Origin of the sequence: Pseudofrankia coriaricola (genome assembly GCF_032027725.1) — a bacterium.
GTDB lineage: Bacteria > Actinomycetota > Actinomycetes > Frankiales > Frankiaceae > Pseudofrankia.
Genome location: NZ_JASNFO010000006.1, coordinates 28,677 through 55,552, shown reverse-complemented (window position 1 = coordinate 55,552; position 26,876 = coordinate 28,677). Strand labels below are relative to the sequence as shown.

The following is a 26,876-nucleotide window of genomic DNA, read 5'->3' as shown; positions in this document are numbered from 1 at the left end:
CGTCAGCCACCTTCCCGGCCGAGGAACACCGCGCGGGCCAGATCGTCACGTTCGGCCAGCTCACGGGCCGGGCCGGTGAACCGAACCTGCCCCTTCTCCAGGAACACCGCCCGGTCGGCGACGGCGAGGGCGATGTTCAACGACTGCTCGACGACGACGATCGTCAGCCCGTCGGCCTTGAGCCGCTCCAGGATCACCAGCAGGTCCTGCACGACCGCCGGCGCCAGCCCCAGCGACAGCTCGTCGATCAGCAGCACCTCGGGGTCGTGCAGCAGCACCATCGCCAGCGCCAGCATCTGCTGCTGCCCACCGGACAGCGACCCGGCAAGCTGGGACTGGCGGCCGGCGAGATCCGGGAACAGGCCGAGAACGTAGGCGAACCGGCGGTCACGGTCGGCCCGGTCGCGGCGGATCCGGAACGCCGCCATCTCGAGGTTCTCCCGGATCGTCATATCCGGAAACACACCCTTACCGCCCGGCAACAGATGCACGCCGTACTTCCCACGCTGCTCCGGCGCGACATAGGTGATCGTGCGGCCGTTGAGGCGCACCACACCCCGCGACGGCGTGCCGAGCCCGCAGATGACCTTCAGGATCGTCGACTTGCCGGCCCCGTTCGTGCCCAGCAACGCCAGCGTCTCGCCACGGCGGACCTCGAACCCGACGTCGAACAGCACCTGCACCTGGCCATAGGAGAAATCGACGGCATTGACCTGCAACACCGGGACGTTCTCCGGGTCGGCGCGCTGCCGGTCCCGCTCGGCGAGCTCCTCCCGCAGGTCCGCGACCACCAGCGACAGATCGTTCTTCACGAACGACGCGCCCCGGATCATCATCAGCCCGCCGACCAGGGTCGCCGGAATGCCGATGACCAGCACCGCGACCCGGGGGTCGTAGGCGTTGCTGATCAGACCGGACAGCAGGGCGCCGCCCGTGGCGCCGACGAAGAACATGTAGACGGCCGCAAGCGCGATTCCGAGACCGCGCAGCCGGTAGGGCACCACCGACTGCACCACCGGACCGACCATCGAAAACGCCACCGACGCGAAGACCGCGCCCGGAATGCTCAGCAGCATGAACCCGACCCAGCCCGGCATGAACCACTGGACCGGCAGTAGCACCGCGCCCGGTAGCACGCACAGCCCCAGCAGCTTCACCGCCCGCTCGGGGTCGCGATGGTAGAGCCGGTCATAGCGCGGAGCGACGATCGGCAGTGCCACGACCAGGGCGGCGCCACCGAGGGAGCCCATCAGGCCCCGCTGGAAGGTCGACATCCCGTAGTGGTCATCCGCCCACAGGTTCGCCAGGATGCTCGTCGTGAAAAGGCTGAAACCGAGCGCCGAGAACGCGATGATCGCCGTCTTCACCGTGCGGATCCGCATCAGCCGGGCGAACGCCGCCTCGATCGAGATCGGCATCGCCTCGGCGTCCTCGACCACCTCGCCGAGCACCGACTTCATCTCGTGCTGGCCCCGCGGCGGCTCCGGCAGCCGGAACGCCACCACCGCGACCAGCAACGCCGGCAGTCCGAGGATGAAGAACGGCCAGCGCCAGCCGTCGTCCCCGCCCGCCAAGGTCGCGATCCCCGCGACCAGCAGCGGGCTGAGGGCGCCGGCGGCGCGCGCGGCGCCGTATACCGATGCCGACAGCCGGCCGCGCACGCCGATCGGATAGGTGTCCGCGATCAGCGAGCCGTGCACCGTGTTGTTGCTCGACTTCGCCACCCCGACCCCGAACCGGGCCAGGAAGAACAGAAACGCGTTCGCCGCCAGTCCCGACGCGAGCACCATCACCGAGAACACGACGCCGGCCCAGCCGATCACCCGACTACGCCGGAAGTGGTCCGCCATCCAACCCATCGGCAACGCACCCAGCACCAGGAACGCGCCAGCCGCCGCCGAGATGAACACGATCGCGCCGTCGGACAGCCCGAACGCGTCCCGAATGTCGGGAGCCAGCACCGACAGCGCCGCTGACTCCAACTCGTCCAACGCGTTCAACAACACCAAAACCAGGAACGTCAGGGAACCGCCCGCCGCCAGCCCCTGGCGCAGCGACAGCGACTCACCGCCGACGCCCGGCAGTAACTCGTCCGCGAACAGCACCTCACGCCGTGCCTGAGCCTGCTGCTCCTGGCGTTCCGCCTCCGCGTCGATCAGCCCCGCGGCCAGCCCAGCTACCGAGGATGCGGCGCCGGGCGCGGCATCGGTGGGGGTGCTCACGACTGCACCCGGTCGGGGGGCGCTGGCCGGAACTCGAAGATGTCGGACACCATTGGCCTACTTCCGGGCGTTGTCGGCGACGCGGGCGACGCGTCGCGGACGGTCGTGCTGGACAGGTATGAGCGACGGCCCTCGAGGACGGCCACGTCGCCGACGACCTCGAAGGCGCCGCGCAGCCGGATGTCGTCGGACGAGCCGCCCACGAGGACCTGGACGGGCCCGGGCTCCAGCACGAAACGTCCGTCGAGGCCGACGTAGCCGAGCTGGCTCATCGCCACGGCGAACTCGACGGTCACCGCCGCGCCAGGGGCGAGACTGATCCGGGTGAAACCGACCAGCTCCTGCGCGGGCCGGGTGACACCGGTCGCCTGGTCGGTGACGTAGAGCTGCACGACCTCGTCGCCGGAACGTTCACCGGAGTTCCGCACGGTCAGGCGGACCCTCACCGCCGCATCGACATCGACGGCGGCCTCGACGTCCGACGGGCTGATCGCGACATCGGTGTAGTCGAACGTGGTGTAGCTCAGGCCGTGACCGAACGGGAACAGTGGGGTTGACGGCAGGTCCAGGTAACCCTGATGCATGTCCTGGTCGGTGCGCCGGTAGCCCGTGCCGGTCGGCTGACCGGAGTAGACCGGCGCCTGCCCGGAATGGCGGGGAATCGAGATGGGGAGCTTCCCACCGGGGTTGATGTCTCCGAACAGGGCCTCGGCCAGGGCGATGGCGGCGTGCTGGCCGCCGTAGTAGCCGTACAGCAGCGCCGGCAGGTCGTCGACCACCTCGGTCAGCGCCATCGGCCGGCCGGTGAGGACGACGCCGACGCACGGGGTGCCGGTGGCGGCGACCGCCTTGACGAGCGCGACCTGGTTCGCCGGGAGGTCGAGGTTCGCGGTGTCGCTGCCCTCGCCTTCGGTGATGCCCGGCGTGAACCAGCCTCCCCGCCCGCCGAGGGCGAGGATCACCACGTCCGCGTCCCGGGCCGCCGCCACCGCCGCCGGGATGTCGGCCGGTTCCCCGTCCAGGACGCCGCACCCGGCGGTCACTGTCACCTCGGCGCCGGGGGCGGCGGCGCGGACGGCCTCGGCGAGTGACCGCGCTCCGTACATCTCGCGCAGGTAGTCGTCGATCGACTTCCCCAACGGGCCGGAAAGCTCCTCGATCATCATTCGGACGGTGTCGTCCGAGATCGTTCCAGCCATCTGCTCGGTGCCGGGAATGTTGACCCGCTCTCCCCGGAACCGGGAGGCCAGCAGTTGCAGCGCGCCCGGATAGGTGTAGGCCGGGAACGCGACCGCGACGCCGTCCGCGTGCGGGCCGACGACCGCGATCCGCCGATGGTCGCGGGAGAGCGGCAGCAGGCCGTCGTTCTTGAGCAGGGTGACGGACTGCTGGGCGAGACGGCGGGAGAGCTCGACGCCGTCGCGAGCCGTCGCGTTGATGACGACCGGGTCCTCGGGGACGAAGGGCGTGTCGAACAGGCCAAGGGCGAACTTGTCCCGCAGCACCCGCCAGCACGCCTGGTCCAGCTGCTCCACCGGGACCTCGCCGCGATGAACCGCCTGGGCAAGGACGGGGCCGTAGCCGTCGGGAATCGGCAGCTCGACGTCGAGGCCGGCGGCCAGCGCCAGCCGGCCGGCCTCCTCGGCGTCGCGGGCGACCCGCAGCCGCCGGTGCAGGTGACCGATGGTGTCGTAGTCGGAGACAACGGTGCCAGTGAAGCCGAGGCGGTCGCGCAGCAGGCCGGTAAGGATCTCACGGCTCGCGCCGGCCGGGACGCCGTCGACGGTGCTGTACGAGTTCATCACCGACGCCAGCCCGGCCAGCCTGATCGCGGCCTCGAACGGCCGGGCGTACACCTCGTACAGCTCGCGCGGGCCGACGGTGGTCCGGGCCATGTTCTGGCCGCCCTCGGTGGCGCCGTAGCCCAGGAAGTGCTTGCCGGTCGCGATGGCGCCCTCGCGCAGGTCGGTGCCCTGCATACCGCGGGTGAACCCGACGCTCATCGCGGAGACCAGATACGGGTCCTCGCCGTAGGTCTCGTGCACCCGCCCCCAGCGGCCGTCGCGGGCCACGTCCATCACGGGCGACAGGACGAAGGGGTGGCCGATCGCACGGACCTGCCGGCGCAGGACGCCCGCCATCTCCTCGACCCCGGCCGGGTCCCAGGTGGCGGCCAGCCCGATCGCCGTCGGGAACGACGTGAACCCGGGTGACACCACCCCGTTCAGCGCCTCCACGTGGAAGATCGCCGGAATGCCGAGCCGGGTACGGGTGACCAGGAACCGCTGGATCTCGTTGACGGCCTTCGCCACCTGGTCGGGCGTCTTGTGGCCCAGCATTCCGAGCGCCGCGACGTGACCGATCCCCAGCCCCAGGGCGCGCTCCGCCGCGTCCTGGAGCAGGCCGTCGACGCCGAGAAGCCCGGTCGGCATCGTCGAGGTGACCTGCTGCGCCTTCTCCTCGACGGTCATCGTCCGCAGGAGCTCGGTCGCCCGATCCGCTGGACTCGAGGTGGCGTCCAGGCTCATGCGTGGCTCCTTGCCGAGTTCGCCCGGCCGTCCAGAGAGCGTGTCCGTCATCGCGGTTCCTCCGCCCGGCTCGCCGGCACCGCCTCGAGGCGGGCGGCGACGGGTGGACAGCCATCGGCCGTCACGGTCACGGTGATCGCGCCGGGCGCGGTCGGGCGGATGACAGCGAGCGCCCGCCCGTCGAAGGTCGTCCGGATTGTGTCGAAGAAGTTCTCCTCCGACCGCGGGTCCGCGCTGCCGAAACCCGCCAGCACCCCCGGCCCGGCAACCTCCACGACCACCCGGCGGTCGGCCGTGTTGTAAAGGTTGCCTTCGGCATCGACCAGGCTGACGGCCACGAACGCCAGGTCGCGGTCATCAGCCGTGATCCGGGCCCGGTCGACCGTCACGTCCAGCCGGACGTCACCGGTTGCCGACCGCAGGGACATCCGGCCGGTCTCGTGCCCGTCGGCGTAGGCGACGGCGGTCAGCTCACCGGGCTCGTAGACAGTGTCGAACGCGGCGATGAACCGGTTCTTCTCCCCCGCCGGCGCCCTGCCGACCGAACGGCCGTTGACCAGCAGCTCGACCTCGTCCGCGGCCGAGTAGACGTCGACCCGGACCGGCTTGTCCTCCCGGCCGTCCCAGCTCCAGCTGGCGAGGGAGTCACTCCACGACCACCACGTCGCCAGCCGGACCGGCTCGCCATACCGCTCGGGGCGGTGGACGGCGATGAAGGGCTCGGCCCGCAGCCCGAAGACGATCTCCCGGTAGTAGGAGGCCGGACGACGATGACCGGTGATGTCGATGTCACCGCACCACGCCGCCAACCACGGATAGGGGCCCTGATGACCCAGCATCGCGCCGGCCGACGCCTCAGGGTCGCTCTGGTACTCGACCCGGCCGATCCCCGGCTCGCCGAGGTAGTCCCAGCCGGTCCAGGTGAAGTCTCCGATGACGTGGCTGTTGTCCTGGACGAGCCGCCAGTTGCGATCGATGTCCGACGGATACGTCTCGGTACCGACGATCACCCGGTTGGGAAACAGCGTCCGGTCCAGCTGATACCTGGAGTCGAGATAGTTGTAGCCGGCGACATCGAGGTACGCCATGGACTCCGCGGTCCGCGTGGTGACGATCTCGGAGGTCATCAACGTCGGCATGAACTCACGAAAGCGAGTCATCAGGTCGTTGACGTCGCCGGTCGTGTCGCCCGTTGAAGCGGCGTCTGCACTGGGCTTCTCCGCGGACCCAGTTCCGCCGCCGGCCATGACCGAGAACAGGTCCGGCCCGGCGGCCAGCAGGCCATTGACGGCGTTCGTGACGAACCGGGTGCCGTCGAGCTCACGGACCTTCTCGGCGAGCCGGCGACCGAGCACCGCCCCGGGCGCTGTGCCCACCTCTGGAATCTCGTTGCCGATGCAGTAGAAGACGACACAGGGGTGGTTGACGTCCTTCGTCACCATCGCCCGCACGTCCGACTCCCACTGGCCGGCGAAGTCGTCGGCGTAGTCGTGCGCGGACTTCGACCGGGTCCAGACGTCACTCAGCTCGTCCATCACGAGCATGCCGAGCTGATCGCACGCGTCGAGCAACGCCCTGCTGACCGGGTTGTGAGCGCTACGGATCGCGTTGAAGCCGGCCTGCTTGAGGATCTCCACCCGACGCCACTCGGCCCGGTCAATGGTGGCCGCGCCGAGCACGCCGTTGTCGTGGTGAATGCAGGCGCCGCGCAGCTTCACCGGTTCACCGTTGATCCGCAGGCCCCGGCGGGCATCGACCGTCAGCGAGCGGATGCCGAAAGGCGTCGCCTGTTCGTCGAGACGATCAGAGCCGGCGGTGACGGTCGTCCTGCACGTGTAGAGGTAGGGATGCTCCACACCCCACAACCGAGGCCCGACCACGGTCAGCCGCTGGCGCAGGACGGCTTCGTCCCCGGGAAACACGGTGACCGGCGCGACGTCCCTGGCGACGACCTCGCCATCGGCGTCCACGATCTCACTGGCCACCTCGACCGTCCGCGTCACAGCCGACTCGTTCTGGATCTCGGTTGCCACCACCACGATGGCCAGGTCGTCGTCGACGACCGGGGTCGTGACGCGCACGCCGTCGAGCGCCAGGTGCAGTAGGTCGGCGACGATGATGCTCGTGTCGCGGTAGATGCCTCCGCCGGTGTACCACCGGCTGTCGTCCTGGCTGCGCGCCTCTACGCGCACCTCGTTGTCCGCCCCGTACCGCAGCAGATGGTCGGCGCGGACGCGGAAGGTGGAGTAGCCACTGGCGCACTGCCCCGCCAGGTCGCCGTTGAGGTAGACCCGGGCATGGCGGTAGACGCCCTCGAACTCCAGCGTGACCCGCCGCGCGCGGTACTCCACCGGCACAAAGAACGTCTTCGTGTACTCATAGCCATCCGCCGGGAAGTAGCCGCGGTGACCCGCCTCCGGATCCGAACCGTCCCGCTCACGGCACACCATCGCGTCGTGCGGCAGCCGGACCGCCTCCCACCCGTCATTCGCCCGGCCGAGCAGCGCCTGGAACGCGTCGGGCTTGCGGCGGTACGACCAGCCGTCGTTGAACGATCTACGGATCAATCCAGCTCTCCCGGTCGTGTGCCAGGCTTGGCTGCCACGAGAGGTGACAGCCGAAGGCAGGTCGGCCCTACGGCGGGCAAGGGCATGAGGCGGCGAACCTGGCCGGACGACACACCTCGTGCCCAACATCACTAGCGGGTGCTAGTGATGTGGGATGTAAGCTAGCATTGGCGACTAGCGCGCACAAGTCCAACGTGTTTCGGACCAACGTGACGGGAGGGCGGGCGGTGGCCGTGCCAGAGCCGACCACCAGTCGGCGGGTGACCGCCTTGGACGTCGCCCGCGAAGCGGGCGTCTCGCGGGCGACCGTCGGGTTCGTCCTGAACAACACCCCGGGCCAGACGATCCCGGAGAGCACCCGCAAACGGGTGCTACAGGCCGCCGAACGCCTCGGCTACCGACCCAACAGCGCCGCACGCGCCCTCGCCAGCGGACGCAGCCGCATCATCCTGCTCGTCCTGCCCGACTGGCCGGTGGAGTTCCGGATGCAGGACTACCTGGACGAGGTCTCCCTCGCGCTGGACAAGGCCGGCTACTCACTGGTGACCTACACCCGCCACCCCGACCAGGCAGCCCGGCCACTCTGGGAGTCTCTCAGCCCTGATCTTGTGGTTGGTACCATCCCGTTCAACTCACCCGACGTCGCGTCCATGCTCGCGTGCGGAGTCCGGCAGATCTATCCAGATCCCGACCGCCCGGACCCTCCTGATGTCTCACTCGCGATCAGCGCCGGGCCGGAACTCCAGGTCGACCACCTTCACGAACGCGGCCACCGCAATCTGATCTTTACTGCCTTCGCCGAGGCCCGAACATCCTCAATGGTCCTCGCTCGACACCAAGCCGCATCCGACCGAGCGCGCTTTCAGGGTTTGGCGGCACTCGGCCTGGAGCGCATCAACTACCGCGATGACTCCCCTGACGACGCGGTCCGCCGATGGATCGACGCCGGCATCACCGGCGTGGTCGCCTTCAACGACGACGTCGCCGCCGCGATAGCCAGCGCGGCGGTCCGCGCCGGCCTGCGAATGCCCGCGGACATCGCGGTCATCGGCCACGACGACTCCCCGATCGCGACGATGTTCGTACCCGCGCTGTCCACCATCCGGATCGACACCGCCGCCCTGGGACGCGGCTTCGCCGACTTCGTGCTGCACCGGGTCGACCGTCGCCCACTGCCCGCCTCGCTTACCTTGCCGAATCTCACCGTCGTGCGACGTGAGACCACCTAAACCGCCGACGGGCGAAGTCGGGCATCCTGACAGCACGCGGATCCGCACCACGCTTGCCGCCAAGCTGCGCGACACGACCGAGTCTCGCCATCCGCGCGGCCTCGGGTAGTCGCAAGGTCTCCGCCAATCCGGTCACGACCTACGACGGCACGGCCGGAGCGCGAGCCGACAGCCGTGGCAGTCGTCCCCGGTCGACCGACCATCGAGGAACTAGCGCGTGCTAGCCTGAGGCGCCATGAACGTCAATCCGATCCTGCCCGGCTTCCACCCGGACCCGTCGATCTGCCGGGTCGGCGCGGATTACTACCTCGTGACCTCGAGCTTCGAGTACTTCCCCGGGGTACCGATCTTCCACAGCACGGACCTCATCGGCTGGGAACAGCTCGGCAACGTGCTCGACCGCCCCGCCCAGCTGAACGTGGCCCCGGGGCTCGCCTCCGCCAGCACCGGGATCTTCGCGCCGACCCTGCGCCACCACGACGGCAGATTCTGGCTCGTCACGACGAACTTCACCGACGTCCGCAGGGGCCACCTCATCGTCCAGACAACCGACCCGGCCGGCGCCTGGACCGACCCGGTCCACACCGGCGGCGCGACGGTCGGGATCGACCCCGACCTGGCCTGGGACGAGGACGGCACCTGCTACCTGACGTGGTGCTTCCCCGGCAAGATCATGCAGGCCGCCGTCGACCCCGAGAGCGGGAAGCTGCTCTCCGAGCCCCACGGCCTATGGAGCGGGACTGGGCTCGCGCACCCCGAAGGCCCGCACCTGTTCCGCCGGGACGGCTGGTGGTACCTCGTCATCGCCGAAGGCGGCACCGACCGCGGCCACGCCGTGTCGATCGCGCGCTCGCGCTCGATCACCGGCCCCTTCACCGGCAACCCCGCCAACCCGATCCTCACCCACAGCGGCACCGAGCACCCGGTCCAGAGCACCGGCCACGCGGACCTCGTCGAGCTTCCCGACGGCGAATGGGCGATGGTGCACCTCGGGGTACGCCCACGCGGCACGTTCCCCAAGTTCCACGTCAACGGTCGTGAATCGTTCCTGACCGGCATCACCTGGGCCGACGGCTGGCCAGTGGTGGCGGAGGACCGGTTCACGGTGCCGGTCCGGGCCAACTCCTTCGCCGACGAGTTCCTCACGCCGACGCTGCACCCCCGCTGGATCTCCCCCGGGACCGACCCTCAGACCTTCACCCGCCACCGACCCGGCGGCGGCATCACCCTCGCCGCGGGCCGGGCACCCGACGTGGGCGAAGCGAAGCATCTGCTGGCCGTGCGCGCCCAGGACCCGCACTGGCAGGCCACCGCGACTCTCCCCGAGGGTGACGTCTGCCTGACCGTCCGGATCGACGACGCGCACTGGGCCGCCGTCGAACGGCGCGGGGACGTACTCACCGCCAGAATGGTGCTCGGCCCGCTCGACCAGACCCTCGCCACCACCGCCGGGATCAGCGCGGACGACGCACTGGCCGTTCGCGCCGTAGCGCACGCCGACGCCGCCACCTTCCGCGCCGGCCCCGACCAGCTCGAGCTCGGCCACATCACCGGCGGCGAATTCCGACCACTCGCCAGGGTCGACGGACGCTACCTCTCGACAGAGGTCGCCGGCGGTTTCACCGGACGCGTCATCGGGGTCGAAGCGATCGGCACCGACGCCGTACTGGCGCGATTCGAATACCTCACCCTGGAACCGGGCACGCCCTGAGCCGGTCAACCGCGGCTGGAACCGTCGGAGGCGGGCCGCGGAGCGGAGGCGGCCAGGTGGGGGCCTCGCCCTCATCGCCGCCGGCCGCCCCGCAGGACCTCATCTCCTGCTCTATGTCACGCGACTGCCTGCTCGCGGCAGTAGGAGCGGTACGTCGACGACGAACGAAGCAGCGAAGTATGGGTGCCGATGTCGCCGACTCGTCCCCGTTCGACAACCACGATCTGGTCGGCCTTGCGGATGGTGGCGATGCGATGGGCGATGACGAGTGACGTCCGGTTGGCGAGGAGCCGGTCGAGGGCGCCGAGCACGAGACGCTCACTGGTGGCGTCGAGTGCGCTCGTCGCCTCGTCCAGGACGACGATCGCCGGGTCCTTCAGCATCACCCTCGCGATGGCGAGGCGTTGTCGCTGGCCGCCGGAGAGCGTGACGCCGCGTTCGCCGAGCTCGGCATGGATTCCGCTGTCCCACATTCTTACGAACTCCCAGGCGTTCGCCGCCTCCAGCGCCGAAATGATCTCCTCGTCGGTGGCCGTCGGCTTGGCCATTCGAAGGTTGCGTGCCAGCGAGCCGCTGAGCAGGACGGAGTCCTGGAAGACGACACCCACGGCGGCGCGCACCGAGGCCTGGGTGACCTCGCGGAGATCATGACCGTCGATCGTCACGCGGCCGCCGGTCGGGTCGAAGAACCTAAGCAGCAGCTGGGCGACGGTGGACTTCCCCGCGCCGGACGGGCCGACGAGCGCTGTTGCCTGACCGGGTTCGATGGTCAGGTCGAACTGGTCGAGGACCAGGCGTGACTCCCTTCCCGGGTAAGCGAACGAGACCTGTTCGAAGGCGACGCCGCCGCGGGTGATGGCCAGGGCAGGTGCGTGGGGGCGGTCAGCCACCGCGGGCCGTTCGTGAAGCAGCTCTGCTGTGCGTTCGCTCGCGGTCAGGCCGGCGATGACCTCCGGCAGGGTGGTCATGACCTGCGTGAGCGCGTTCGACCCGCGCAGCCAGAAGCCCCAGATGGCGACCACGTCACCGATCTCGAGCGTGCCTGTCGCCGTGCGCCAGGCACCGATGAACAGGAGCAGGAAGGGCGCGACGAACGAGAGGTGGAAGCCGAGGGGGTCGGCGTAACGGTGCTGGAGCCGTGCGAAGATCTCCGAGCCGATACGAATTCGTTCGGTTCCGCCGCGGACCTGGTCCAGGGCGTCGTCCTCGGCGTTGAACGCCTTGAGAAGCGCGTTCACGCCGAGCATTTCGGCGAGTGTCCCGGACGTCCTGCCCAGCTCGTCTCTGATGTCGCGGCTGTGGCGGCGAAGCCGCGGAAGGACCAGCAGCGTCCACACGACGGCCACAGCGAGCAACCCGAGCGCGAGCAGCGCCATCCACAGGTCGACCCACGCGATGAGCCCCACCGAGATGACCAGCAGCGCCGCCGCCCACCACAACACCAGGCCCTGCCAGACCGCCAGCTCCAGGCGCTCGGTGTCCTGGTTGATCAGGGCGGCGACGTCGCCGACGCGCGAGCGGTGGAAGAAGTCCATCGACAGTCGCTGCACATGCTCGTACAGGGCGCGCCGCAGGTTGTTGGCCCACCGCGCGGCTCCGCGGCGGGTCCAGGTATGCGCGAGGTAGGCCGCGACGAGGAAAGTCGTGGCTATGGCGATCGCGCCCAACACGGGTCCCTGCCAACCCGCGCGGACGAACTGGTGCGGATCACGTTGGATGCGGTTGAGCACGACCCGGAACACGGCAGGGGTGAGACTCTGCGCGACGGCGTCGACGAGAATGAGCAGGTAGCCGCCGACGAGGAGCCGCCCGCCGTCACCGGCGTGCGCGAACAATGTGCGCAGCGCGTGCGGTTCCCGCGCGCGGCGGTCAGGTTCCATTGAGGTGTTCGCGGTGCCCTGTCACGGCCGGCCACCTTGTTCGAGAAGAATCCGGGATACCCGTTCACGCAGCTCGGAGAGGGCCCGGGCGCCCTCGGCGTCCGTCTCGCGCCGAGCGAGCGAGAACCCCGTGTACATGACCCGGCGTTCCTGGACGAGCGGCGGCGTCGACTCGTGCAACGTGCAGCTCAGGTGCACCGTGACATCGCCAGGATCGGTCGGGATGGCGACGACGGGCAGGTAGGGCCGGGTTTTGGCGATCTCCACCGGCATCAGCACCCGGTGCGAACCGGCGATGACGCGTAGCTGCCCGTTCGCCTCGCTGCTGGCGGTGACGGCGATGCCCACGACCGTGCTGGAGCACTGGTAGGCGTGCCGGCCGAAGTGGCAGTCGCGGTGGAAGCTCACGTCCGACGCGCCGGCCACGACATGTCGGGGCTTGATGAGCGCTTCCAGTGCACGGCTGTCGTCCTGCTTCTGGACGAGATCGTCGCTCCCGGCCAGGGTGCGACGCAGCTGGTCCCAGCGGTCGCCGCGCAGAATCGACGCGGTCGTCGGGGACCGGCCGACGAACTCCTGGAGCCGGACGCACAGTCGGGTTCCGTCGGCCACGGTCGCCCACCAGGACCGGCCGTCATCCTCGTGGTAGTCGGGGAGTGCCCGGTCCATGTCGTCCGAGACCGCCCGCATGTCAGTCGGGTCCACCCAGCCTCGCAGATGGAGAAAACCGGCCTCGCGCAGGAAGTGCGCGACGTCCGCCGGGTCGTCATCCGGGGTGAAGACACGGCCGAGGTCCAGGGACGCGCCATGACGGTCAAGGAACTCGATCCCGTCGTCGACGAGCGGCCAGCCCTCGAGCAATGCCAGCCACAGCGAGTCCCAGACCGACACGTCCCGCTCGCTGCCGCCACGATAACGCAGCTCACGCGCGACGATCATGGCATTGAACGAACGCTGGTTCTGCACCCAGTCGGAGAACGCGTCCTCGTCGAACGACACGACGAGCGCGCCGTCGGCGATACCCGGCGACACGGCCAGGCCGCCGCCGGTGCCCGAAAACGACCAGGACCGGTCGCCGACCTCGACAGCGAGCGGCGGCGCGTCGAACGCCTCGATCCCTTGCACCACAAGAGCACCGTTACGCGCGGCGAGGTCGGGGAACTCGCTCGCGAGAAAGTCCTCCATCCCCATCTTGCGCACGTCGGCGTCGAACCGGGTACGGCGATCCAGAGCTATTGGCATACGTCTCCCACTCCCACTGTTCTCGGGGATCAAGAATTACCGAATCGTCACCATCCGAGGCGTCCCCCGCCAGGCGTGGCCGGTGTCGCCCGTCAGGACGCCCCTGTCGATCACGTCCGCGCTCAGGTCGGGAAGATGGAGCGCACCAGAGCACGGGACGATCCGGAGGCGGCCACGAGGTCAACATCGCGTCCGCGCCGGCGCGCATACGGCCCAGGCAAACGGATCAGCACGCGGTCTCCCCTCGGCGTTCGGGTCCGGCTGACAGGCGGGGCCCGGCCTGCGCGCCTGGCACACTGAGCCAGGACCGGAGTTCCATCAACATAGATGTATCATCCCTGATGTAAGGATGCCATGGATGGATTCGAGCTGTTTCAGTTGGGTCGCAGGCTGATGAAGCTCGGCGAGCAGTCGATCCCGGAGGTCGGCATCCTGCGCCTGTCCGGCCCCACCCGGGCAGTCGTGTTCGACGTCTTCGAGAACCCTGGCAGCTCCATCTCGGAGATCACCGCCCGCGTCCAGTTCCCTCAGAGCCAGATCTCGGCGTGCGTGGCGCGGCTACGCGAGGCCGGTGTCGTCGAGACGATCAGCGACCCCGAGGACCGGCGCAGGACCCTGGTCCAGCCCACGGCCGACGCGAGGGACCGAGCGCGGCATCGTCCCGTCGCAAAGATCGACCAGGCCATCATCACGGCGATCGGCACCAGCGACCCGTCCGAGGTCCAGCGCGTCAAGGACGCGCTGGATGCCGTGGCGGACCTGCTCCGGAGAGACGATCACGACGGCGCCTCGGCCGCCTCGCATGGGCAGGCGGAACCCTGATGCTCGTCGGCGCGGGTCAACTGTAGACCGGTAAGCGCTTTCCCGAAAGGGTTGACCAAGGGAAGAGCTCTGGTTAGCGTGACGCCCACCCTCGCCGCCGGAGCCAAGGGAGCACCATGCCCGACGCGCTGTTCGCGCTCGCACCTTCATTCCTGCCAGGCCTGTTCCCGCCGCCGGTCCTGCGTCAGCTGCGGGAGGCCGTGCGCATCGACCCGGCGCTGGCGACGATGAACCTCGCCGACCCAGCGGTGGCACCCCTCCTGGCGGAGGCGGAGGTCCTGGTCACCGGCTGGGGCTGCCCAAGGCTCGACGAGACGGTGCTCGCGAGAGCCCCGCGGCTGCGCGCGGTGCTGCACGCCGCCGGGAGCGTGCGCAGCCTGGTGAGCGACGCCTGCTGGGAACGCGGCGTGGAAGTGTCGAGCGCGGTGGCGGCCAACGCGCTGCCGGTCGCGGAGTACACCGTGGCGGCGATCCTGCTCACCGGCAAGAACGCGTTCGGGCTGCGCGACAGCTACCGCGAGGGCAGCTCCGCACCCCACACATCTTGGGCTCGGCCGGCAACGAGCTCGCCCGGCTCGGCCAGACCGTCGCGCGGGAGGCCGCGCGGTTGGCCGCGGGCCTCCCGCTCGCGCATCCGGTGCGGCGCGACGACCTCGCGCGGATAGCCTGACGTACATTCCGACGCGAGCACCCGGTGACGGGCACCCACCCGACATGAGGCCGCCGAACGGAGAGCGTGCTGGCGTGGTCACACTGGCCGATGTCGCCGCCGAGGCGGGCGTGTCGCTGGCCACCGCGTCGCGCGCGCTGAACGGCAGCAGCCGGCGGGTGCGCGAGGATCTGCGGCTGCGGGTCGCCGAGGCGGCGCGGAAGCTGAACTACGCGGCCAACGCCCAGGCACAGGCGATGGCGCGCGGGCGCAGCGAAGTGGTCGGCCTGCTGGTACACGACATAGCCGACCCGTACTTCTCGTCGATCGCCGCCGGGGTGATGCAGGCGGCCGAGGAGCACCGCCTGCTCGTCACCCTGGTGAGCACGCAACGCCGCTACGGCACCGAGGCCGAGCACCTCACCCTGCTGCGCGGGCAGCGCGGCCGGGCGATGATCCTCGTCGGCAGCCGGACCCGCGACCGGGACGTCACGGAGGCGCTGCGGCGCGAGGTCGAGACGTTCACCGAGACCGGCGGGCACGTCGTCGCGGTGAGCCAGCGGGCGTTGCCGATCGACACCGTGGTCGTGGAGAACCGCGCCGGCGCCCGGCAGCTCGGCCAGGAGCTCACCGCGTTGGGGTATCGCCGGTTCGCGGCGCTGGCCGGCCCCCCGGACCTGCTCACCGCCCGCGACCGGCTGCAGGGCTTCAAAGACGGCATCGCCCGCGCCGGGGGCGACCTTTCTCCGGCCGCGGTGGTGACCGGGCCGTTCACCCGCGACGGCGGGTACGCGGCGATGACCGAGCTGATCGCCCGGGACCTGCGGCCGCAGTGCGTGTTCGCGGTCAACGACGTGATGGCGGTGGGCGCGATGGCGGCCTGCCGGGACCATGGCATCGAGCTCCCGGGCGACCTGGCGGTCGCCGGGTTCGACGACATCAGCACCCTGCGCGACATCACGCCGGGTCTCACCACCGTCCGCCTGCCGCTGGAGCGGATGGGCGCGCTCGCGATGGACCTGGTGGTCACCGCCGAGCCCGGTGGGTCCCCGCGTATCCGGCGGGTCCGTGGTGAGGTCGTGGTGCGCGCCAGCACTCCCGGGCGCTGAGGGCCCTCGTCCGACGACGAGGACGGCCAGGACAGCGAGGGGCCGGCAGGATAGGACGCCGGCGGGAGCGGTCAGCACAGCCAGGAGCGCAGCGTGCGGGCGGTCAGTCCGCCGGCCTCGGTCGTCGCTCGCACCGCACGCAGCGCGGGCAGGTCGCCGGGCGGGGCGTGCCTGTCGGCTCCCCACTCCACGACGCCAAGACCCGCCTGGGCGGCGAGCTCCACGACCTGGCCCACCGGCAGGGCACGGTACGTCACGGAGCACGGGCCCACTCCGGCCGCGGACGACGTCACAGGGCACCTCACTTGGCAAGCGCTTCCCAAAGCATAGTCACAGCAGCAAGATCGGACGACTCGGTCGATTGGAGGCGGCCCAGAACACGTTGCCATGCGCCCCCCGGGCGTCTATTTCTTGGAAAGCGCTTTCCCTTGGGGGTGAATGGCCACGCAGCGTATTGGTGTCGTGATGAACGGCGTGACCGGCAGAATGGGGTATCGGCAGCACCTGCTGCGGTCGGTCCTGGCGATCCGCGAGACAGTGAGCCTGGTCGCCCGGCGCTTCGCCGAACATGTCGCCTAGCGCTGCCGGGCCTCAGAGCGCGGGCACCGATGCCGGCTCGAGCCGCAGGCACCCGAGATCCCCGGTCAGCCGTCAAGGACAGGAGGCCGCCGGGCACGTGGCCGGCGTCGTGAACCTGGCCCGTTCACGAAGCCGGTGACACGCCGCCAGCGAGCATCGAGCGGGTCTGGGCGCGGACAGCGCCGACCAGATCGGCATCGTCTGACAGGGCCGGGTCGAGGGCCGCGAGCACCCTCGGCACCGCGTCGGCGAGGCCGCCGGCGGCGGCCAAGGGCAGGAGCTGGGCGGCGCGAACGTCCGTCACTGGGGGGCTCGATCCGCGCAGGTGCGTCACCCAGGCGGCGAGCGCGGTGACGGCGGGGGCGGGCAGCCGGCCGCGCTCGCGCTCGCGGCGTAGCACGGGTAGCAGGCGGGCGGGCAGCTTCTGCGAGCCGTCGGCGGCGATCTGCGCCAGCTCGTGGCGGATCCGCGGGTTGGCGAACCGTTGTAGCAGCGCCTCCCGGTATGCCGCCACGGCCGCCGCCGGCAGCGCCAGGTGGGGAACGCAGGTGTCCCACCACTCCCCCAGCCACCCACGGCAGACCGGGTCGGCCACGGCCTCGGCGACAGTGGTGTGCCCCCGGGCCGGGGCCGCGTAGGCGAGCAGCGAGTGGGCTCCGTTGAGCAGCCAGAGCTTGCGGTCCTCGAACGGGGCGACGTCGTCGGTGAACACCGCTCCGGCGCTCTCCCAGGCAGGCCGCCCGCCGGGGAACTCCCCGGCCAGCACCCACTCCGTGAACGGCTCCGTCACCACCGGCGCGTGGTCGTCGACCCCGGTGGCGGCGAGCACAGCCCGCCGGTCGGCGTCGGTCGGCCGGGGAGTGATCCGGTCGACCACCGTCGACGCCACGTGGACCTGCCCGTCCATCCACCCGGGCAGGTCCATGTCGACGGCGGCGGCCAGCTCCCGCAGCACCGCGGCCAGCACGGATCCGGCACGTGGCAGATTGTCACAGGGCACGAGGGTCAGCGGCCCGGCGTCCCGGGATCGTCGCGCCAGCAGGCCGGCCACGAGTCGGGCGGGCGCCGTGACGACCAGGGCGCGGGGGTCGGCGCGCAGCGCCGCGATGTCGGCGGCGACACGTGGGTCGGCCGTGTCGAGCCCGCCGCCCGCGCCGCGCAGGTAGCCGGCCTCGGTGATGGTCAGGGTGACGACCCGCACGTCCGGACAGCCGAGGTGGCCGAGCCACGCCTCGTGGTCGGAGCCGGCGTGGGCCCTCGAGACCGAACGGACGACCGCGAAATCGTCGCTGCCGACACCGCGGGTGACCACGGTGTAGAGGCCGTCCTGGGCGGCGAGCGCCTCGGCGAGGTCCGGGCGCCGACCGGTGAACGCGGCGATGCCCCAGTCGTCCGCGTCGCTCGCCTGGTCGGTGTACCAGGCCTGGTGGGCGCGGAAGAAGCCGCCGAGCCCCAGGTGCACGAGCCGGACAGGCGCCGCCGGGTCCCGCCTGCGCAGCCGTCCAGCCGGGCTCACAGCCGGAACACCTCCCGCGGCCGGCTCGCCACCAGGTCGGCCACGATTTCGAACGCCTCGTCCTCGTCGAGCCGGTGCTCGGCCACCAGCCGCGCCAAAAAGCCGCTGTCGAGGCGGCGGGACATGTCGTGGCGGACGGGGATCGAGCAGAAGCCGCGGGCGTCGTCGACGAAGCCCGCGGTGCGCGTGAACCCGGCGGTCTCGGTGACGGCGGCGCGGAAACGCAGGACCGCGTCGGGCGCGTCCAAAAACCACCACGGGGCGCCGAGGTAGACCGACGGGTAGAAGCCGGCCAGCGGGGCGAGCTCCCGCGAGTACGTCGTCTCGTCGAGGGTGAACAGCACCAGGCGCAGGTTCGTGTGGGTACCGAATCGTTCCAGCAGTGGCCGCAGCGCGTCAGTGAACTCGACGCGGACCGGGATGTCGTGTCCGGTGTCCGGGCCGTGGACGGCGAGGGTCGGCCCGTGGTGGCCGCGGCGCACCGCCGGGTGCAGCATCATCACCAGCCCGTCGTCGCATGACATCCGCCCCATCTCCAAAAGCATGTGCCGGCGCAGGGCCACGCCCTCCGCCTGCGTGACGTCCCCGGTCAGCGCCGCCCGGTAGAGGCGTTCGGCCTCGGCCGCCGCCAGCGGCTCGGTGCCGACGTCGTCGTGGCTGTGGTCGGTCGACGTCGCCCCGTGCTCGATGAAGTAGGCCCGTCGCCGTTCCATGGCCCGTACCCAGCCGCCATAGCTGCCGGTGTCCACGCCGGCAACCTCGCCAAGGCGGGCCACGGCCGCCGCCCACCCGCACCGGGCCGCCTCCAGGTAACGGTCCGGGCGGAACGCGGGCAGGACCCGGCCCGCGAACGTCGGGTCGGCGGCGAGCCGCGCGTGGGCCGCCAGGTCGTCGCACGGGTCGTCGGTCGTGGCGAGCACCTCTATGCCGAACCGGTCGAACAGCGCGCGCGGGCGGTGCGTATCCCTGGTCAGGCACGCGGCTATCTGGTCGTAGATCGCATCCGCATTCTTGGCGGACGGCCGTTCCTCCACGCCGAAGACCTCGGCGAGTTCCGCCTCGAGCCAGTACCGCACCGGCGTGCCGCGAAAGACCTGCCAGTGCGCGCAGACCCGGCGCCAGACCGTCCGGGACTCCTCGTCCGGCAGTCGGCCACGCCCGACGCCGAGATCGTGCAGCGGCACGCCGCTGGCGTGCAGCAGACGCGTCACGTAGTGGTCCGGCGTGACGAGCAGGGCCGCCGGGTCCGGGAACGGCGAATCGTCGGCGAGCAGGCTGGCGTCAACGTGGCCGTGCGGCGAGAGGATCGGCAGGTCGCGCACGGAGTCATACAGCCGCCGGGCTATAGCGCGGACACCCGGTTCTGCCGGCAACAGTCGGTCGGGGTGCCGAGCGAGGACTACGGAGGCGGACATAGCGGTCATCGTTGGTGCGCGCCGACGTAGGTGGCAATCGATTGCCACCTGTTGCCTCTACCGTGACGGTCCGGTGTTGCCATCTCTTGCCACCACGTCCTTGTCCAGGGCCGGGGTCGGGCGCACGGTACAAGGCATGGCCTGGACCAATATCCCCATCGCGGATGCCGAGGCCGGCCACGTCGCCGGTCCGTTCGCCGACACGGCGGACCAGGCGACGATCATCGGTGGCCCAACCGATCTGCTCGCCGACGACCACGTCGCCGCATTCATCCATGAGCAGCTTGCCGCGCACAACGTCGACGGCCGAAGTGTCTGCGTCATCGTCCCGGACGGGACCCGCAGCTGCCCGCTGCCGCTGCTGCTCTCGGCCGTGCACGGAGCACTGACCGGCCGGGCGAGCCGGCTCACCACGCTCGTCGCGCTCGGCACCCACGCCGCGATGACCCAGACCCAGCTCGCCAGGCACCTCGGCCACCCGGCAGGGAACCCTGGTGCCCGCTACCCGGGCATGGAAATCCGCAACCACGAGTGGCGGGATCCCCGGACGTTCGTCTCGCTCGGAACGATCCCCGCGGAGCGGGTGGCGGAGATCTCCGAGGGTCGGCTACGCGAGAACGTAGCGGTCCGGCTCAACCGCGCCGTCGTCGAGCACGACGTCGCCCTCGTGGTCGGCCCGGTCTTCCCACACGAGGTCGTGGGCTTCTCCGGCGGCAACAAGTACTTCTTCCCGGGAGTCGCCGGCCCGGAGGTCATTGACCTCTCACACTGGCTGGGCGCCCTGATCACCAGCGCCGGCATCATCGGCAGGCCGGGCACGACACCAGTCCGCGCGCTCATCGACGAGGCCGCGGCACTGATCCCGGCCGAGACCCTGGCGCTGTGCGTCGTGGCGCGGTCCGGCAGCGGGGCGCTGCACGCGGCGGCGTTCGGCGAGCCCAGGGCGGCCTGGGCGGCGGCCGCGAAGGTCTCCGCCGCGACCCACGTGAGCTACCTGGACGCGCCGGTCCGGCGGGTGCTGTCCGTCATGCCCGAGAAGTATGACGACATCTGGACCGCCGCCAAGGGCTTCTACAAACTCGAGCCCGTCGTCGCCGACGGCGGCGAGGTCATCCTCTACGCCCCGCACATCACGCAGGTCGCCGGCACGCATCCCGAGATCCTGGATATCGGCTACCACTGCCGCGACTACTTCATGAAGCAATGGGACCGCTATCGGCATGTACACCGCAGCGTGCTCGCTCACTCCACCCATCTGCGGGGTGCCGGCACCTACGACGAGCGCGCCGGAGAACGATGCCGAGTACGGGTGACCCTGGCCACCGGCATTCCCGAGGACATCGTCCGCGCGGTGAACCTCGACTACCTGGACCCGGCCCAAGTGGACGTCGCCGCCTGCCAGGCGGACCCCGAAACGTTCGTCGTCCCCGACGCAGGCGAGATCCTCTTCCGGCTTCGATAGTGTGCGCGGTCGCTGAAAGTGAGCCAGGCCGGTTGGTCATGCGGCGGTCGGTATGGCCGGCCACGCAAGAACCCCGTCGCGTCAGCCCGGCGGATCACCTGGACAGCCGTCGTGCCCCGAGCCGGGCTCAGGGGCGGCAACAGTAGGCGCCCGCCACCGCTTGTGGCAACCGGTTCCCAGCGCCACCCCGAGACGGAGCGCCTCCCAGGCAACTGATGGCAACCGATTGCCCTGGCATACAGACGTGTGACCTACTGCGCAGATGCCGTGGCCGGACGGGCCGGGACTGGCCGTGCCGACCTCGACGCGGACCGGGCACCCGCAGCGGTCCCGAGTCTCCATCCCGGAAGGACACCGATGCTGCGCCCCCAGGACAGTGCCACCCGCGAACGCCGACGCATCGAGGGACTCTGGCTGTTCCGCCTCGACCCCGAGACCCGCGGCCACGAGGACGGCTGGTGGCGCGGCCGGCTGGCCGAGGCGTGGGAGGTTCCGGTACCTGCCAGCTACAACGATGTGTTCGCCGACGCCGCAACGCACGACCATGTCGGTGACGCCTGGTATCAGACGACGGTGCGGGTGCCCCGCGGCTGGGCGGGGCAACGCGTGGCGCTGCGGTTCGACGCGGCCACCCATCGCGCCGTCGTCTGGGTCGACGACGTCGAGGTCGCCCGGCACGAGGGCGGCTACACCCCGTTCGAGGCCGACATCACCGAACTGGCACGGCCAGGCCACGAGATCCGGGTGACGGCGGTGGTCAGCAACGAGCTGACCTGGCAGTCGGTTCCACCGGGCGTCGTCCAGGACACCCCCACCGGCAGGCAACAGGTCTACTTCCACGACTTCTTCAACTACGCCGGCCTGCACCGGCCGGTCTGGCTGTACAGCACCCCACCGGCCCACATCAGCGACGTCACCGTCGTGACGGGCCTCGCGGGCGCCGGCGGCACCGTCGACTACCGGGTCGACGTGACGGACGGCGACGCCCTGGCCGTCCGCGCCGTCCTGACGGATGCCGAAGGAACCGAGGTGGCCAGGGCCGCTGGGACAGCCGGCGTCCTCACCGTGGCCGACGTACACCCATGGCGACCCGGTGAGGGCTACCTGTACGACCTGCTCGTGGAGGTCATCGACGGCGCCGAGGTGGTCGACGCCTACGCGCTCCCCGTCGGCATACGCACCGTGGAGGTGCGGGAAACGAAGTTTTTGATCAACGGCGAACCGTTCTACTTCACCGGGTTCGGCCGGCACGAGGACCTGCCCGTCCGCGGCAAGGGCCACGACGACGTCTTCATGGTCCACGACTTCGCACTGATGGAATGGACCGGCGCGAACTCCTTCCGCACCTCGCACTACCCCTATGCCGAGGAGGTTCTGGACTACGCCGACCGGCACGGCTTCGTCGTCATCGACGAGACCGCCGCGGTCGGCCAGAACACCGCCATCGCCAGCGGCATCGTCGGTGGCGGCCGCTCGTTCTCGACCTTCTCACCCGAGACCATCAACGACGCCAGCCGTGAGGTCCACGCCCAGGCAATCCGCGAACTCGTGGCCCGGGACAAGAACCATCCCAGCGTCGTGCTGTGGTGCGTCGCGAACGAGCCGGAGTCGACCACACCAGCCTCGGTGGAGTACTTCGAGCCGTTGTTCGCCCTGACCCGCAAGCTCGACCCCACCCGGCCGGTCGGCTACGTGAACATGCTGCTCGCCACACCGGACAAGGACCTGCTCAGGCCCCTGACCGACGTCATCATGCTCAACCGCTACTGGGGCTGGTACCTCAACACCGGCGACCTGGCCGGGGCCGAGACCAACTGGCAGGCGGAACTCGAGGCCTGGGCCGCCCATGGCAAGCCCATCATCGTCACCGAGTACGGCGCCGACACCGTCTCCGGGCTGCACACCATGCCAGCGACACCGTGGAGCGAGGAATACCAGGTCGAGTACCTGGAGATGAACCACCGCGTCTTCGACCGGATCGACGCCGTCGTCGGCGAACACGTGTGGAACTTCGCCGACTTCGCCACCAAGCCCGGCATCATGCGGGTCGACGGCAACAAGAAGGGCGTCTTCACCCGCGACCGCCGGCCCAAGTCCGCCGCCTTCGCCCTCCGCCGCCGCTGGCGCCCGGCTACCTGATGCGCGTGCTGGTCGTCGAGGACGACGCGCCGCTCGCCGACGCGGTCGCCCGTGGCCTGCGGCGGGAGAGATTTGCCGTGGACGTGGCGTACAACGGCGAGGAGGCGCTCGACAAGATTGGTGTCGTCGAGTACGAGATCGTCGTACTCGACCGCCATCTTCCCGGTGTGCATGGTGACACCGTGTGTGAAAAGATTGTGGGCGAGAGAGCAGCCACGCGCATCCTGATGCTGACGGCCTCGGACGACGTCTCCGAACGCGTCGAAGGGCTGATGCTGGGCGCCGATGACTATCTTCCGAAGCCGTTCGACATGCGCGAGCTGGTCGCCCGGCTCCGGGCGCTCGGCCGACGTAGCCCACACGCCGCCGGACCCGTATTGGAGTGGCGGGACATCTCCCTCGACGCCGCCCGACGGACGGCCCAGCGCGGCGGTCGCGACCTGCGGCTGACGAACCGCGAGTTCGCGGTACTGGAGACGTTGATGCTCGCGGACGGGGCGTGCCTCAGTGCGGAGCAGCTGATGGAGCGGGTGTGGGACGAACGGCTGGACCCGTTCAGCAACGCGGTGCGGGTCACGATCCTGACCCTTCGCCGCAAGCTCGGGGACCCGCCAATGATCGTGACCACGCCGGCGGTGGGGTACCGCCTGGCATGAAGATCCGCACTCGTATCGCCCTGATGATTGCCTTGAGCCTGGTTGTTGCCGGGTCGTTCACGCTGGTGGTCAACACCTTTGCGTTCCGGAACGTACCGTATCCGTCGGTGTACTCGTTCCACAGCGCGCTGATGGCCGAGATGGGAGTCCGTCAGGAGACAGGCCTCAGCTACATCGAGGCTCATCCCGAACAGCTGTTCTCGACGAAGTTCGACGATACGCGGCTGCGGAACGGCAAGACCGTGGACGAGGTCGCCCGGGAGGTGCAACAACGTCGTCTCGACCAGGCTCTCGGCAACGCGCGCCGCTGGTCGTTCGTCGGGTTGCTGGTGGTGCTTGTCGGCGCGGTGGCCACCGCCTGGATGCTGTCGGGGAGCATTCTGCGACCTATCCGGAAGATGACCGACCGGGCCCGCTCGGCATCCGCGTCCGACCTCGGTGACCGGGTATCCATCGATGGCCCGGACGACGAGGTGAAAGAGCTCGCCGACACGTTCGACGCGATGCTCGACCGGCTGTCCGTGGCGTTCGTCGCCCAGCGCCGCTTCGCCGGACAGGTCGCTCACGAGCTGCGCACCCCGCTGGCCACGTCGCGGGCCGAACTCGCGATGCTGCTCGACGACACGGCCGACGCCGACGTCCAGCGGCGGCTGCGGACCGTCTCGGAGGCCGTGGACCGCAGCCAGCGGCTGGTGTCGCAGCTGCTCGTGCTGTCCCGGACCGACCTGAACGACCTGGAGAAGACGACGTTCCCGCTGGACGAGCTCGTCGGGAACGTGCTGGGCCGGGTCGTCGAGACGCCGTCGTTCACCCGGATCCGACTCGACGTCGACCTGCGGACCGCCGAGGTCGCCTGTGACCGGGCGCTACTGGAGAGCCTCGCGCGCAATCTGCTGGACAACAGCGCGCGGCACAACCGACCGGACGGCTGGGTCACCGTGACCGTCGCCCCGGGCGACGACGGCCGCACGGCGTCACTGTGCGTCGCAAACTCGGTTCCTGACCTGACCGACGACACGGAGTCCGTCCCGGGTAGGCCGGGAGTGGGGCTGTCCATCGTGCAGGCGGTCCTCCAGGCTCACGGCGGCACGATCAGGTGGAGCCGTCGGCCCGGCGAGGTGACCGCCCGCGTCGAGCTGCCCCTCGCTGTGAGCTGACGCCACGCTCGGTGGCTTCTCGCCGGATTCCCCTCAGTGATCCTGGGGACAACGGCCGCCGGGCGTGCGAAGGAAGATCATTTTCGCACGCCCTTTGGCCCTCTAGAAGGTGGCGGTGGGGCGGACGGCTCGTTGGACGTCGAGGAGGTCTCGTGCTTGTCGTTGGAGTCTGGTGCCGAACTCAAGACGTTCGGACTGAAGATCGCCTTCGAAATCAATCCCCGCACCGTTGAGACGGGAACCGGGTTTTGTCAGTCCATCCATGCCGACGGTCAGCGCCCGTGGCGCCTGGTCGGTGATGTCCATGCAGAGGTTCTCGTTGTTGGTGACGGTGACACCCCAGTGCACCATACGGGCGCCGAAATAGGGGCCGGCGTTCAGCGCGCCACCCGGAACCGCGTCCTTGTTGGTAACCGTGATGTTGGTCCGGAGGTTCTCGAAGGACATCGCCCGGTGTGAGTCGAAGGTGCCGGTGTGCAGTGTTCCGCGTCGCCAGACGTTGCCGCTGGAGAGCGCCTCGACGCTGAGTCCGTGCAGGTAGGAGCCCGGGACGGCGGGGATCGTGAAGTCCTCGAGGACGAAGTCCTGGATGAGGTTGTCGTGTGACGCCACACGGGAGATGGTGAAGTGGTGGAGTGATCGACCTCCCGCGGAGATCCCGGTGAGGGTGCAGGATTTCGCGGAGGTCATCCCGTAGGCCATGTCGGCGTTGAGCACGTGGATGTCCTTGGCCCAGCAGTCATAGACGGCCTGGAAACACACGCCGTTGGAGCCCGGATTCTGGTTGTGTTTGGTCTGGGTAAGCAGCGCGTTCTCGATGGTGAGGCCCTCGACGCCGCTGTCATGCACGGTCGGCCCGAGGGTCACCAGACGCGCCGGGGTTGACTGGCGGATAGAGATCCGTAGCGGCTGCTCGATCCGGACCGTCCGTGACGAGAGGACGTCCGTCACGACGACCGGCCAGGTCCAGGTCGTTCTGTTCAGCCCAGGAGCGCGTTTCGCCCAGTCATAGCTGGCCGCTCCGGGCACGTCTCCGGCGATCTCACGGAGTAGCTGGTTGTCGGCCGGATCGTCGACCTCAAGTACCACCATCTGCCCCGGCTTGACAGCGCTGGTGTCGTCGACGAGGAGTACCTGGGTGCCGCGGACGGCGGGCGCGACGTTGGCAAGCCGTGGGCCGGAGAGCCAGCCCTCACCACGGCCCTGGCTTTGGTCAGGTGACCGCAGCGCGGCGAGGCGCTCCCGGGCGAGGAAGAAGATCTGCCCGCCGGTCCAGGACCAGGCGGTGGTGTCCCGGATGGTGTCCCGAAGAGGCCGCTTGAAGAAAAGCGTGGTGCGGTTCTTGCCCGCTCCGGCGAGCACGACGTTCGAGTCGTGCATGAACAGCGGGTTGTCCAGGACATAGCGGCCGGCGTCGAGACTCAACACGCCTCCGCCCGCGGCCCCAAGGTCGCTCAGCGCCTTCTGGAGCCGCCCACTCACATCCTCCGACCCGCCCGGCCTGATCCCGACGGAACTTGCCGCCACGATGTGATCAGGCCTCCGCGGCTCCGCCGCGCCGCGACGGTAGCCGACCCGCCGCCAGTCACCGATGAGCGGATGCGATGACGGTTCCCTCGCCCAGGAGTCCACCACTTTTGTCAGCGACGCGGGCAGGCCCGGCACCCTGTCCTCCGCGTCGTTCCCCACCGCGCGCGCAGGCGTCGACTGGTCGAACCCGCGTGGCACCAGAAATCCGGCGGCGGTTGCCGCCGCGCCCAGCGAGACACCAGCCACCATGCCGCGCCGGCTGAACCGCCTCGGCGCCCCGCCGGCCGGAGAATCCGGCTCCTCCGCCAACGCTGGCGAATTGTCATGCTGCATTCTTGTATCCATTCCCATCGGCCGGCGCCCAGCAATGACGCTCGGTCTACGCCCGGGCACCCAGGACAGAAGGGACCCCCGCCGCACTGTGTCATGGGTTCCTCGCCGACCCGGTCGCGGCTTCGTCCAG

The 26,876-nt window shown here is 70.0% G+C and carries 18 protein-coding genes; 9 read left to right on the top strand and 9 right to left on the bottom strand.

Annotation, left to right across the window (positions count from 1 at the left end; all coding sequences use genetic code 11):
• Positions 1-2: 2 nt before the first annotated feature.
• From QOZ89_RS06085 to QOZ89_RS06075, 3 genes are read right to left on the bottom strand one after another with little or no spacing between them, the layout of a single operon-like run.
• Positions 3-2,222: an ATP-binding protein gene (locus tag QOZ89_RS06085; RefSeq protein WP_312623218.1), complete on the bottom strand. Its 2,220-nt coding sequence runs from the start codon at positions 2,220-2,222 to the stop codon at positions 3-5.
• On the bottom strand, positions 2,219-4,750 hold the full coding sequence (locus tag QOZ89_RS06080; RefSeq protein WP_312623216.1) for a beta-glucosidase family protein: 2,532 nt from the start codon (positions 4,748-4,750) through the stop codon (positions 2,219-2,221). Before QOZ89_RS06080 ends, QOZ89_RS06085 begins: the two co-directional genes overlap by 4 nt.
• A gap of 47 nt (positions 4,751-4,797) precedes the next feature.
• A complete protein-coding gene (locus tag QOZ89_RS06075) occupies positions 4,798-7,317 on the bottom strand; it encodes a DUF4982 domain-containing protein (RefSeq protein WP_312623214.1) in 2,520 nt (839 codons plus the stop codon).
• Between the two features lie 227 nt (positions 7,318-7,544).
• Between QOZ89_RS06075 and QOZ89_RS06070 the strand changes: the two genes are divergently transcribed.
• The gene (locus QOZ89_RS06070; protein WP_312623212.1) at positions 7,545-8,546 is read left to right on the top strand and encodes a LacI family DNA-binding transcriptional regulator; all 1,002 of its coding nucleotides are present in this window, start codon (positions 7,545-7,547) and stop codon (positions 8,544-8,546) included.
• 235 nt (positions 8,547-8,781) lie between these two features.
• On the top strand, positions 8,782-10,257 hold the full coding sequence (locus QOZ89_RS06065; protein ID WP_312623211.1) for a glycoside hydrolase family 43 protein: 1,476 nt from the start codon (positions 8,782-8,784) through the stop codon (positions 10,255-10,257).
• A 116-nt stretch (positions 10,258-10,373) separates the two neighbouring features.
• Here QOZ89_RS06065 and QOZ89_RS06060 read toward each other — a convergent pair whose 3' ends face one another.
• Entirely contained in the window at positions 10,374-12,137 is a 1,764-nt protein-coding gene (locus QOZ89_RS06060) for an ABC transporter ATP-binding protein (RefSeq protein ID WP_312623209.1), read from the bottom strand.
• 21 nt (positions 12,138-12,158) lie between these two features.
• Entirely contained in the window at positions 12,159-13,379 is a 1,221-nt protein-coding gene (locus QOZ89_RS06055) for a phytanoyl-CoA dioxygenase family protein (protein WP_312623208.1), read from the bottom strand.
• Positions 13,380-13,733: 354 nt separating this feature from the next.
• On the opposite strand from QOZ89_RS06055, the gene QOZ89_RS06050 reads away from it, so the two are divergent.
• From QOZ89_RS06050 to QOZ89_RS06040, 3 genes are all read left to right on the top strand, one after another.
• A complete protein-coding gene (locus tag QOZ89_RS06050) occupies positions 13,734-14,201 on the top strand; it encodes a helix-turn-helix domain-containing protein (protein ID WP_071052376.1) in 468 nt (155 codons plus the stop codon).
• Between the two features lie 116 nt (positions 14,202-14,317).
• Positions 14,318-14,866: a Rossmann-fold NAD(P)-binding domain-containing protein gene (locus tag QOZ89_RS06045; protein ID WP_312623207.1), complete on the top strand. Its 549-nt coding sequence runs from the start codon at positions 14,318-14,320 to the stop codon at positions 14,864-14,866.
• Positions 14,867-14,945: 79 nt separating this feature from the next.
• Complete coding sequence (locus tag QOZ89_RS06040; protein ID WP_312623206.1) at positions 14,946-15,959, top strand: substrate-binding domain-containing protein; 1,014 nt, start codon at positions 14,946-14,948, stop codon at positions 15,957-15,959.
• Between the two features lie 71 nt (positions 15,960-16,030).
• On the opposite strand, the gene QOZ89_RS06035 is transcribed toward QOZ89_RS06040, so the two are convergent.
• The 3 genes from QOZ89_RS06035 to uxaC form a co-directional block, all read right to left on the bottom strand.
• Positions 16,031-16,252, bottom strand: a complete 222-nt coding sequence (locus tag QOZ89_RS06035; protein WP_312623205.1) for a hypothetical protein — start codon at positions 16,250-16,252, stop codon at positions 16,031-16,033.
• 410 nt (positions 16,253-16,662) lie between these two features.
• Entirely contained in the window at positions 16,663-18,054 is a 1,392-nt protein-coding gene (locus QOZ89_RS06030; protein WP_312623204.1) for a mannitol dehydrogenase family protein, read from the bottom strand.
• Positions 18,051-19,469: a glucuronate isomerase gene (gene uxaC, locus QOZ89_RS06025; RefSeq protein ID WP_312623203.1), complete on the bottom strand. Its 1,419-nt coding sequence runs from the start codon at positions 19,467-19,469 to the stop codon at positions 18,051-18,053. Before uxaC ends, QOZ89_RS06030 begins: the two co-directional genes overlap by 4 nt.
• Before the next feature lie 136 nt (positions 19,470-19,605).
• Between uxaC and QOZ89_RS06020 the strand changes: the two genes are divergently transcribed.
• The 4 genes from QOZ89_RS06020 (at position 19,606) to QOZ89_RS06005 (ending at position 24,883) form a co-directional block, all read left to right on the top strand.
• Complete coding sequence (locus QOZ89_RS06020; protein WP_312623202.1) at positions 19,606-20,931, top strand: lactate racemase domain-containing protein; 1,326 nt, start codon at positions 19,606-19,608, stop codon at positions 20,929-20,931.
• A gap of 357 nt (positions 20,932-21,288) precedes the next feature.
• Positions 21,289-23,070, top strand: coding sequence for a beta-glucuronidase (gene uidA, locus QOZ89_RS06015; protein WP_312623200.1), 1,782 nt, complete (start codon positions 21,289-21,291; stop codon positions 23,068-23,070).
• A complete protein-coding gene (locus QOZ89_RS06010; protein ID WP_312623199.1) occupies positions 23,070-23,726 on the top strand; it encodes a response regulator transcription factor in 657 nt (218 codons plus the stop codon). Before uidA ends, QOZ89_RS06010 begins: the two co-directional genes overlap by 1 nt.
• 23 nt (positions 23,727-23,749) lie before the next feature.
• The gene (locus QOZ89_RS06005) at positions 23,750-24,883 is read left to right on the top strand and encodes a sensor histidine kinase (protein ID WP_312623231.1); all 1,134 of its coding nucleotides are present in this window, start codon (positions 23,750-23,752) and stop codon (positions 24,881-24,883) included.
• A gap of 102 nt (positions 24,884-24,985) precedes the next feature.
• Here QOZ89_RS06005 and QOZ89_RS06000 read toward each other — a convergent pair whose 3' ends face one another.
• Positions 24,986-26,746: a glycoside hydrolase family protein gene (locus tag QOZ89_RS06000; RefSeq protein WP_131804148.1), complete on the bottom strand. Its 1,761-nt coding sequence runs from the start codon at positions 26,744-26,746 to the stop codon at positions 24,986-24,988.
• Positions 26,747-26,876: the final 130 nt, after the last annotated feature.